Origin of the sequence: Stieleria bergensis (genome assembly GCA_007745635.1) — a bacterium.
Taxonomy (GTDB): domain Bacteria; phylum Planctomycetota; class Planctomycetia; order Pirellulales; family Pirellulaceae; genus Stieleria; species Stieleria bergensis.
This window is the reverse complement of record CP036272.1, coordinates 1,333,629-1,343,951: the sequence shown is the minus strand read 5'-3', so window position 1 is coordinate 1,343,951 and position 10,323 is coordinate 1,333,629. Positions and strand designations below refer to the sequence as shown.

General features: G+C 56.7%; 9 protein-coding genes. 7 read left to right on the top strand and 2 right to left on the bottom strand.

Translation table 11 applies throughout. From position 1 onward, the window contains the following. Nucleotides 1-158 precede the first annotated feature (158 nt). Nucleotides 159-1,379, bottom strand: coding sequence for an argininosuccinate synthase (locus SV7mr_RS04425; protein ID WP_145269583.1), 1,221 nt, complete (start codon nucleotides 1,377-1,379; stop codon nucleotides 159-161). Nucleotides 1,380-1,685: 306 nt separating this feature from the next. On the opposite strand from SV7mr_RS04425, the gene larB reads away from it, so the two are divergent. From larB to SV7mr_RS04400, 5 genes are all read left to right on the top strand, one after another. Then, entirely contained in the window at nucleotides 1,686-2,582 is an 897-nt protein-coding gene (gene larB, locus SV7mr_RS04420; RefSeq protein ID WP_145269581.1) for a nickel pincer cofactor biosynthesis protein LarB, read from the top strand. Next, nucleotides 2,575-3,483: an NAD(P)H-hydrate dehydratase gene (locus SV7mr_RS04415; protein WP_145269579.1), complete on the top strand. Its 909-nt coding sequence runs from the start codon at nucleotides 2,575-2,577 to the stop codon at nucleotides 3,481-3,483. The genes larB and SV7mr_RS04415 overlap by 8 nt, the downstream gene beginning before the upstream one ends. 180 nt (nucleotides 3,484-3,663) lie before the next feature. After that, entirely contained in the window at nucleotides 3,664-4,752 is a 1,089-nt protein-coding gene (locus SV7mr_RS04410) for a substrate-binding domain-containing protein (protein WP_419188081.1), read from the top strand. After that, nucleotides 4,753-6,312, top strand: a complete 1,560-nt coding sequence (locus SV7mr_RS04405; protein ID WP_419188080.1) for a sugar ABC transporter ATP-binding protein — start codon at nucleotides 4,753-4,755, stop codon at nucleotides 6,310-6,312. A 30-nt stretch (nucleotides 6,313-6,342) separates the two neighbouring features. Continuing rightward, nucleotides 6,343-7,446 carry an ABC transporter permease gene (locus SV7mr_RS04400; RefSeq protein ID WP_145269577.1) on the top strand — a complete coding sequence of 368 codons (1,104 nt, stop codon included), beginning with the start codon at nucleotides 6,343-6,345 and terminating at the stop codon, nucleotides 7,444-7,446. A gap of 69 nt (nucleotides 7,447-7,515) precedes the next feature. On the opposite strand, the gene SV7mr_RS04395 is transcribed toward SV7mr_RS04400, so the two are convergent. Then, nucleotides 7,516-8,004, bottom strand: coding sequence for a hypothetical protein (locus SV7mr_RS04395; RefSeq protein ID WP_145269575.1), 489 nt, complete (start codon nucleotides 8,002-8,004; stop codon nucleotides 7,516-7,518). Nucleotides 8,005-8,307: 303 nt separating this feature from the next. On the opposite strand from SV7mr_RS04395, the gene ribF reads away from it, so the two are divergent. Both ribF and SV7mr_RS04385 read left to right on the top strand, forming a co-directional pair. After that, nucleotides 8,308-9,279 (top strand): riboflavin biosynthesis protein RibF, encoded by a 972-nt coding sequence (gene ribF, locus SV7mr_RS04390; RefSeq protein ID WP_419188079.1) that lies wholly within the window; start codon nucleotides 8,308-8,310, stop codon nucleotides 9,277-9,279. Continuing rightward, nucleotides 9,276-10,271, top strand: coding sequence for a DHH family phosphoesterase (locus SV7mr_RS04385; RefSeq protein ID WP_419188078.1), 996 nt, complete (start codon nucleotides 9,276-9,278; stop codon nucleotides 10,269-10,271). The genes ribF and SV7mr_RS04385 overlap by 4 nt, the downstream gene beginning before the upstream one ends. Nucleotides 10,272-10,323: the final 52 nt, after the last annotated feature.

The window sequence follows — 10,323 nt, the reverse complement described above, 5'->3', positions numbered from 1 at the left end:
TCGTTATTACCGCATGCATGCGCAAAATCCTCATCACACTCAACACAATGGTCAAAACAAATACAGCATGGGAAAATCCACAAAACGCTTGACATCTAACACAGCCGCTCCCGCAAGCGGAAGGGTGATGCGGAAAGAACCGTTGACGGAACTCGGGATCAGTATTCGCGTGGAGTGACGGTTCCCTGGACTCGGCTTGGCAAGCCATGGATCCGCAAGAACCCTTCTGCGTCATCTTGGTTGTACGAACCACCGCCTTCCATGGTCGCGATCTCGGCGTCATACAAACTGTTTGGGCTTTGCCGTGAAGCCACCGAGATGTTGCCCTTGTACAACTTCAAGATCACCTCGCCGGTGGTCTGCGACTGAGCTTCCTTGATAAAGGACATCAAGGAATCCATCTTGGGCGTGTACCAGAAGCCGTAGTAAACCATTTCTGCGACTTCAGGCGCCAGACGATCGCGAAGGTGCATCAGGTCGCGGTCCATCGTCAACTGTTCGATGTACATCAAGGCGTCGTACAAGACCGTCATGCCGGGCGATTCGTAAACGCCGCGGCTCTTCATGCCGACAAATCGGTTTTCGACCATGTCGATTCGGCCGATGCCATTGCGTCCGGCAATGTCGTTCAGCTGTTCGACCATTTCCAAAGCGTTGACCTCTTGACCGTTCAAGGTCGTGGGCACACCGGCCTTGAAGCCGATTGTAACACTTTCGCTTTCATCAGGAGCTTCTTGTGGGCTGACGCCCATGCCGAATTCAACCAGTTCAACACCGTTGACGTCCAACTCTTCCAAGTCACCAGCTTCATAACTGATGTGCAGAACATTCTCGTCGCTGCTGTAGGGTTTGGCGGTCGAAGCCTTCACGGGGATGTTCTTTTCGTCGCAGTAGGCGATCAATTCGGTACGCCCTGGGAAGGCATCGCGGAATTCTTTGATTCGCCAAGGAGCGATCATTTCCACTTTGGGATCCAATGCTTCAGCGGCCAGCTGGAAACGGCATTGGTCGTTGCCTTTTCCTGTGGCACCGTGTGCGTAGGCGACGGCTCCCACTTCCCGAGCAACCTGCAAGCAGATTTTGCTGATCAGCGGACGAGCGATGCTGGTACCCAGCAGGTAAATTTGCTCGTACTTGGCCTGCCACGCCAAGACTGGGAACGCAAAGTCACGGCACAGTTCTTCGCGAACATCAATCAATCGAGACGACGCGGCACCACAGTCCCGTGCCTTTTGCATGATCGCATCACGGTCTTCGCATGGTTGACCAAGATCCACATACACTGCATGAACTTCATAGCCCTGGTCTTGCAGCCAGCCCAAGATAACGGAGGTATCGAGTCCACCTGAATAGGCCAAGACACACTTTTTTGTCGACATGAGTCGCCTTTACTAAACGGGAAAGATTGCTTCTGCTAACCGTGCTGCCAAAACCTCAGCGAACACTGGGGGACCGGCGATAAGCTATTGAACCAGCGCGCGGGCGAATTGCGAACCCCCGCTGAGCGTTTCTGGCATTGAAAGCTGCGGCAAACCTTGGCAGATTCACGACAGCGGACCATTTGCCTACCACACTGCCCTGCTCCGCCGACAAACTGGCCCTGCTCCGCGGAAACCCTGGCCGTGCTCCGCCGAAAAACTGGCCAACCAATCTCCGCCAAACACGCCCAACCATCGACTCGTCGCATGACCCCTGATCAGCCCGCCCAGACCTCGTCAGAGCCGTCGCTCCCCAAACTCGCTGACTTGCTGACCAAGATCGCCACCGGAGAATGCCCGGTGGAATCAGCGATCCCGCAAGTCCTGGAGCTGCTGGGAACCCATTCATCTGAATCGTCGACTACAACCACAAACCGCAGCGAACACTTAACCCTGGATTTCGACCGCCAACGACGCTGTGGCTTTCCGGAGGTGATCTATGGCGAAGGCAAACCCGCTAGCCTGATCGCGGACATCATGAAACAGCAGCAGACAGCGGGCCAGCATGCACTGGCGACGCGAGTTTCACCCGAGCAAGCCGACGAGGTGCTGGAACGACTGGGCGGCCCGGCCTGCGGGATCCACTACCACCCGCTGGCCAGAACGCTGCGTTGGATGTGTTCTTTAGAAGACCAACCGGCAGGGGGCGAAGAGGAGATCCTTCATCGCCCTCATGTCGCTCTGATCACCGCGGGCAGCACCGATGCTCCGGTCGCCGCCGAAGCCCTGGAGACGCTACGCTGGATGCAGGTGGACGTCGTTGAATACCATGACATTGGCGTCGCTGGCCCCCAGCGATTGCTTAGCGCGGTTCCCAACCTGCGCAAGGCTCGCACGGCGATTGTGATCGCTGGCATGGAAGGTGCGCTCCCGGCGGCAGTCGGCGGCCATTTATCCGTCCCCGTTTTTGCCGTCCCCACCAGTGTCGGCTACGGCGCCACGCTGGGCGGACTGACACCACTGCTGGGGATGCTCAGCAGTTGCGCCTCGAATGTCGCGGTGGTCAATGTTGACGCGGGATTCAAAGCCGGCTACCTGGCAGGATTGGTCGTCGCGCCCTGGCAGAATAAACAACCACAAAAAGGGGACAGCAAAGATGAGTGAACAAACCGTACCGCCCTGCCCTGCTTCGCTTCCCCAACGACGCAGCGATGCAAACAAAGGCTCCTGTGGACGCGTCCTGCTGATCGGCGGGTCGCGTGGCATGGCCGGATCGATTTCCTTGTCTGCTGTGGCCGCCCTGCGAAGTGGATCCGGGCTGGTTTCAGCCGCGGTGCCGGATGCTATCCTGGAAACCGTCGCGGGCTTTCATCCCGGCGTGATGACGATCCCACTGGCAGACAACCAAACGACGGGAACCTTTGCGGCAACCGCACAGCTGCCCGATTTATCTGCTTATGATGCGATTGGTATCGGACCTGGCATGCAAACCGGGACAGGATCCGTCAGATTGATCACTGCGATCCTGAGCCAGACACAACTCCCCCGCGTGATCGACGCTGACGGTTTGAATGTCATCGCCGCACAAAACCTGCTCGCCGCTGATCCTCAAGACGCCACAGTCGATCAGCAACGGACGTTAATTCTGACACCTCACCCGGGTGAACTCGCTCGCCTGACAGGCATTCCCGCCACCGACCGGGCGGCTCAAATCGACGCTGCCCAGCGACTGGCCACTCAGCATGGCTTGACCGTGGTTGTCAAAGGCGGCCCCACCGTGATTGTCACTCCGCAACAGGCCGGTCGATCTACCAATCCGACCGGCAACCCGGGCATGGCCACCGCGGGCAGCGGCGACGTCTTGACCGGTGTCATCACGTCTTTACTTGGTCAAGGGATGCCGACTGAGGCCGCCGCCAAACTGGGTGTCTACCTGCATGGTTTGGCCGGTGACTTTGCTGCTCGAAAGCACGGCCAGGCCAGCATGATCTGCACCGACCTGCTGGACTCGCTTTCGCAAAGCATTCAGGCGTCGGAATCCGCAACCAGCTCCCCAAGCCCCTGAACGGTCCACAAGCCTGGGGGCCGCGGATCGACGCTTAAAATTTGAGGCGATGCGTTGGATCCGGCTGATGTTGTTATCCACAATCAGACATTTTTAGTTATCATAATGGTCCTTCCCTTCCTTGGGCGTCTAAGACCTCCTCGACGGCGCCTGACGCAATTCTTCTTCCCCTCCGATCGCATGACACAACAGCCATCGTCTTCATTGAAATCCTACTCAGCAACGTTTGCCAATCATCTCAAACGGATCGCCGGAACTGCCTTGGTGGCAATGCTTGCCACGATGAGCTTGACTGGCTGTGGCGATGGCGGCCCCAAGAAAACTCGCATCGCAGTGATTCCCAAGGGCACGAGCCACGAGTTTTGGAAGTCCGTTCATTTTGGTGCTCAAAAGGCAGCCAAGGAGCTTAACGCCGCCCACCAGGCAGCGGTTGAGAGTGGCGACACGGCCAAAGCTGAAGCACTCGTTGGCAACATTGAAATCGTCTATCGAGGCCCAGTGGTTGAAAGCAACACCGCCAGCCAAATCTCTGTGGTCAAAGACATGATCACGATGGGAGTCGATGGAATCATTCTGGCACCGAATCAAAAAGGTGGCTTAGTCGATGTGGTCGAAGAAGCCATTGACGAGGAAATCCCAGTGGTCATTTTTGACAGCGGTTTGGATGAAGGCCCCGAAATCGTTAGCTATGTAGCCACGGACAATTTCAAAGGTGGCGAGATCGCCGGTCACGCGCTGGCTAAAGCAATCGGGGAGAAAGGAAACGTCATCTTATTGCGTTACATCGCCGGCAGCGAGTCAACGGAGAAACGCGAAGAAGGATTCCTGTCAGCCATTGGTGCCTATCCTGAAATCAAAGTGGTTTCATCTGACCAGTATGCCGGCGATACAGCAACAAAATCCAAAGAAACCGCCGACCAACTGTTGCAAGTTCATGGCGAATCACTGGCAGGCATCTTTGCGGTCTGTGAACCGAACGCCAATGGCACACTGGAATCGCTGAAAAACGCTGGCTTGGACGGCAAAGTAAAGTTCATTGCCTTTGACCCCAGTGAAGCGCTGATCGAAGCAATGAAATCCGATCAATGCGATGGCATCGTCCTACAAGACCCAGTGCAAATGGGCTATCAATCAGTGATGACACTGGCCAAAACGCTGCAAGGTGAAAAGGTTGATGCCGTGCAAAGCACCGGTGAGTACCTGGCCACCCCTGACAACATGAACGATCAGGATATGAAGCAGTTGCTTAAGCCAGAATTGGCAGAATAGATGTCCGGGAGCACTAGCGATTCAGCAACCATGGCGGGCAGTGAAGCTGCCCAGTCCGCGTCGACGGCCAGCCAGCCACTGCTGGAAGTTTGCGACATCAGCAAGCGTTTTGGGCCAACGATCGCGCTCGATCAGGTCAACTTGGCTGCTCATGCTGGCCGAGTCCTGGCATTGATCGGTGAAAACGGAGCGGGCAAGAGCACGCTGCTCAAGACGCTTAGTGGTGCGCACGATGCAGATTCGGGAACGATGCGGCTGGATGGTTTGGAATACCAGCCTCGATCCCCCCTGGACGCTCGCCGTCTGGGCATCGGCATCGTCTACCAGGAACTGACGCTCGCCCCAGACTTAAGCATTGAAGACAACATCATGCTGGGCCGCTCTGGCACCGGTGGTGGGCTGTTGCTCCGTGGATCGCAGCGCGACCAAGTTCGCCAGTGCCTCCAGCGCGTCGGCCTGGGACATCTGTCCCCGACAGCACGCACAGGCGACCAATCCGTTGCCACTCAGCAGTTGATTGAAGTCGCGCGCGCCTTGGCTAGCCAGGCCAAGATTGTCCTGTTGGACGAACCCACCAGTTCGCTGCCTGCGGCGGACGTTCAACGCCTGTTCGGGATCATTAACGATCTTCGCAATGATGGCATCGGCGTCATCTATATCAGTCACTTTCTGGAAGAAGTCCGCGAAGTCGCCGATGACTATGCTGTCCTGCGAGACGGAAACAGTGTGGGCAGCGGACAACTTACTGACATCACTGACGATCAAATCATTTCCTTGATGGTGGGTCGTGACGTTGACGATTTGTTTCCCAGTGTGCCGCATGACATTGGCCAAGCGCGTTTGGAAATCGCCGGGCTCTCTGCCAAGCCAATGCCGATCGATACCGACCTAACGCTCCACCATGGCGAAGTCCTGGGAATCGCTGGGCTTGTCGGTGCTGGACGCAGCGAGCTGCTGCGTTGCCTGGCAGGACTGATTCCTGCGAAGTCCAAGGTGGCGACTTTGGATGGCAATCGCCTGCCAAGCAGCGTTGGCGCACGACGCCGACTGGGCATTGGCATGCTGAGCGAAGATCGCAAGTCAGAAGGGCTCGCCCAATCGTTGTCCATCACCGAAAACCTGGCGATGGGCAATCACCGGCGTTACTCAAGCTATGGGCTGGTCGACCTGAAGTCGCGCCGAAAAGACGCGAATGGCTGGATCAAGAAAGTAGAAGTCAAAGCCCATTCGGCTGAACAAACCATTGGCGAACTTTCAGGAGGCAATCAGCAGAAGGTCGCCTTCGCGCGATTGCTGGCCCAGGATGCTGACATTTACTTGCTGGATGAGCCTACCAAGGGCATTGACGTTGGCACGAAGGCTGAGATCTATCGCATGATCGGGGAACTCGCCGCCCAAGGAAAGTCGGTGATTTTCGTCAGCTCTTACTTACCGGAACTACTGGCTGTCTGCGACACCATCGGCGTGATGAATCGGGGACAGCTCGTGGAAACCAGAGCCTCCGCTGACTGGAATGAAGAATCGTTGCTCGCCGCAGCGGTTGCTGTAACAAATCGATAAGCTTTTTGAAGTTACCTGAAGACAATCACCATGACGGACGACGTGTCCCCAGCGAACGCCCCAGAATCAGCTCCTTCAGCGCAAGGATCACGAGCCCTTGGGATCTTGAAACTGCTGACGGAGTTTCAGATTGGCCCCATTTTGGCGTTAATCGCCATCATCTTCTGCTTTGCACTGCTAGACGTAGCCTTAGGTAATGGTGGTTTTGCTACCCTGCGCAACCTGCGCGTCGTGACTCACCAGGCGGCGCTGATCGGCATGCCAGCGCTGGGCATGACGATGATCATTATCGCCGGCGGCATTGACCTTTCGGCGGGCACGGCGCTCACGCTTTCCTGCACTGCTCTGGCGGTGGCCTTTCGAGACTACACGGTGCCGGTGGAGCAAAGTGGTGCGGTCATGGGAATCGTTGGTGCGCTTAGCCTATGCCTCGTCATTGGCGTGCTGTGTGGACTACTCAATGGCATCATTATCTCGCTGACCGAGATGGTGCCGTTCATTGTGACGCTGGGGACGATGACGATTTTCCTTGGCCTGGGGCAAATCTGGGCCAGCGAATCAACGGTCTACCCAGGCCCAGGACACCTGCCGATCTGGCTTGAAAACTTGTGTTACACCGGCAAACGGGGAACCGATTATTTCATCCCAGGCTTGCCCATCCCCGGCAGCGTGCTCTTAACCATCGTGCTGGCGATCATCGTTGCCGCATTGATGCGTTACACGGTCCTGGGCAGAAACATTGTCGCCGTTGGCTCCAATCCGCAGACCGCCCGGCTCTGTGGCATCAACGTGCCACTGACGACTGTCTTGGTCTACGCCATTGCCGGAATCTTTGTCGCCTTCGGGGCACTGCTTTACTTCGGTAACGTCAAAAATGGCAACCCGTCAGACGGGACTGGCTTGGAACTGCAGATCATCGCCGCAGTAGTCCTCGGTGGCGGCAGCCTTAGCGGTGGACGCGGTTCGGTGCTGGGAACACTGGTCGGGGCACTGATCATCAAAGTCATTGATAATGGCTGCACGATGCTGTCGATTCCCAACACCTACACCCACATCATGATCGGCGTGATCATCATTGTGGCCGTGTTGATCGACGGGCTTCGCAACGGGAAACCCAAGTGGCTGTTTCGCTAGCCGCCAGCTGCTGACTGCTGACGAACCAGTGGAACAACGCCCCCGATCGTATCGGCCTGCCCCAATCGCTCAAGCAGCGAGCAACTGATCGTGCTGAGCCTTGCTCAGTGCCATCGCCAAGTAGTGCGTGCCCTGCTCTGATTTGTCGATTTGAAACGAAACGCTTCTGGGATCCATCCCGGCCTCTTCCAGGCACTGATTCAGTGTCAACATCACAATCAACATGCACTGAATCTGGTACTTTTCCGGCTTGGGCAAGAGCAACTGCGAAGACACTCGATGCGTTAGCCCCTCGTCTGACTCTTCGATCGTATAGACGAATCGAATCGTCTTTCGAAGCTGAGCGGTCAGTTTGAGCATTGTGGCTTGATCGATGCCCGGCACCGAGGTTCCGTCTGATGCGGGCAGAACATTCTCAGCAGCGACCACTTGCATCTCACGCAAGAGCTCACGAATCTCGATCATCAGAGAGGTCGGCGGGAGCGAGCGCGAGCGAAACCACCAAACGGCACCCAGGACGAACAAGACGGCCGGAATCAACAAATAAGCTGGGTTCACGCCTGACGTTTCCTGCGAATGGGGCCTGGTAGGAAGAACACGGACGCTTGCGGCACTGCATTGATCGCGCCGATAAAACGTAATGGCGCTGCGGCGCAGGTGTCAAGCGAGCGCCCCCTTCCCCGCGACGGTTCGGGGGCACTGCCTGAGGAGTTACAACGTCCCAATGTGATCAGGCATGGGACAACGCGACTGCGACTTGCCCAAAATTCGCCCCCAGACGCTGCACAAAACGTAGGATCAAGCGTACGCTTTAGGCGCGCCCGTTCATTACTGGTTCCCTTTCCGCCTTGCCTTGCTATTGTGACGCAAATTGTTCACATCACCGACGTTGATCAGCGACCGATGACGGACGCCGGTATCGCTGTTGACCTGCGCGGTGGCGTCCTGAGCATTGGGAACTTTGACGGCGTCCATCTGGGGCATCAGCATTTACTGAAACAGACTCGTCGGCTGGCTGACCAGCTTTCGGGGCCAGCGATTGCCTGTCTCTTTCACCCCCACCCGATCAAGATCTTGCGTCCCCAGTCGGTACCCGTTCGCTTGACGACCATCGAGCGGCGCGCAGAACTGATGCAGCCGCTGGGGATTGATTATCTGCTGGTCTGTCAAACGACTGCGGAGCTACTGAGCCTGACCGCTGAAACCTTTTTCCAACGCCTGATCCTCCAAAACCTAAAGGTTGCGGGCTTGGTCGAAGGGGCCAACTTTTGCTTTGGCAAAGCTCGCGCCGGCGATACGGATCTGCTACGACAACTCAGCCTGCAAAATCAACTCGAATGCCAGATTGTGCCACTGCAGACCAGTGGTGATCAAACCATTAGCAGCTCAAAGATTCGCAACTGGATCGAAGCTGGAGACATTGAATCCCCCATCCAGCTGGCTGATTACCGGCATGTGATTTCGGGTCGGGTCGTCACCGGTGACCAGCGTGGCCGATCCATCGGATTCCCGACCGCCAACCTGGGTGACATTGACGTTTTGATTCCTCCAGCCGGCGTGTATGCGGGCAGTGCAAGTATCGGGGAAAAACGCTATGCTGCTGCCATCCATCTAGGCCCCAGTCCAACCTTTCAATCCGGCCAGCAAGGCAAAGTCGAAGTCCATGTGATCGGCTACTCTGGCGACCTGTACGGCAGCCAATTGCAGGTCGAATTGCGTTCCAAACTGCGCGATGTCATCAGCTTTGCAGATCAGCGAGCTTTGATCGATCAACTGAATCAAGATGTCAGCGCCGCACAGCAACTATGGCTCTCTGAGCAGAAACCCCAATGACCCAATCGATGATCAACTGGAAACGCTTTGTCGATCAGATTTCACACTACCAGAGCTTTGTTTTGGTAAGCCATGTTCGACCTGACTGCGATGCCTTGGGCAGCGAACTTGGGATGGCGCACCTGCTGCGCAAGCTGGGCAAAGACGTTCGCATTATCAACGCGCATCGCACGCCGCCCGCCTTGCAGTTCATCGACCCCGCCAACACCATTGAAGTGCTGGGCGACAATGATTTGGAACCCGAAGACATTTCGCCAGATTGCTTTCTGATTCTCGATACCAGCGCCTGGGGACAACTGGGCGACATGGCGGATGTGATTCAGCGCAGTAAGGCAGATCGCATGGTACTGGATCACCATGTCGGCGAAGATGATCTCGGTGCAACGATGTACAAAGACTATCAAGCCGAAGCGACAGGCACGCTGGTCGTGCAAGCGGCCGACGCGTTTGAGATTCCGCTGACCCGCCAAATGGCCACTCCACTCTTCGCAGCGATCGCGACGGACACGGGCTGGTTTCGATTTCCCAGCGTCAACGCGGAAACCTATCGCATCATCGCACGACTCATGGACACGGGAGTCGTGCCGGCCGAAATGTATGCCGACCTGTATGAACGTGATACGCTGGCAAAGATCAAACTGCGTGGGCTGATCCTTTCCCGCACCGCCACCGAACTGGACGGAGCGTTGATGCACACCTACGTTGAATCCAAGGACTTTGAAGCGCTCGGTGCAGTGCCCAGCGATACCGAAGATTCCATCAACATGACGCTGGCAGTTCGCGGCGCCAAAGCGGCGGTCATCTTCATTGGCCAACCACGCGGTGGCTTCAAGATCTCGCTGCGAAGTCGCTGCCAGATGGATGCCAACGAAATCGCCAGTCACTTTGGCGGTGGTGGCCATAAAGCCGCCGCAGGGGCCTTTCAAGAAGGCAACCTCGACGAGATTCGCGACAAGGTCCTGGCGGCAATGATCGCCGCCATGGAAGCCTAGTCGGCGGCCCATCAGCAACATCCTCCCGCAAGCGGGAGAGTTCAGTCAACGG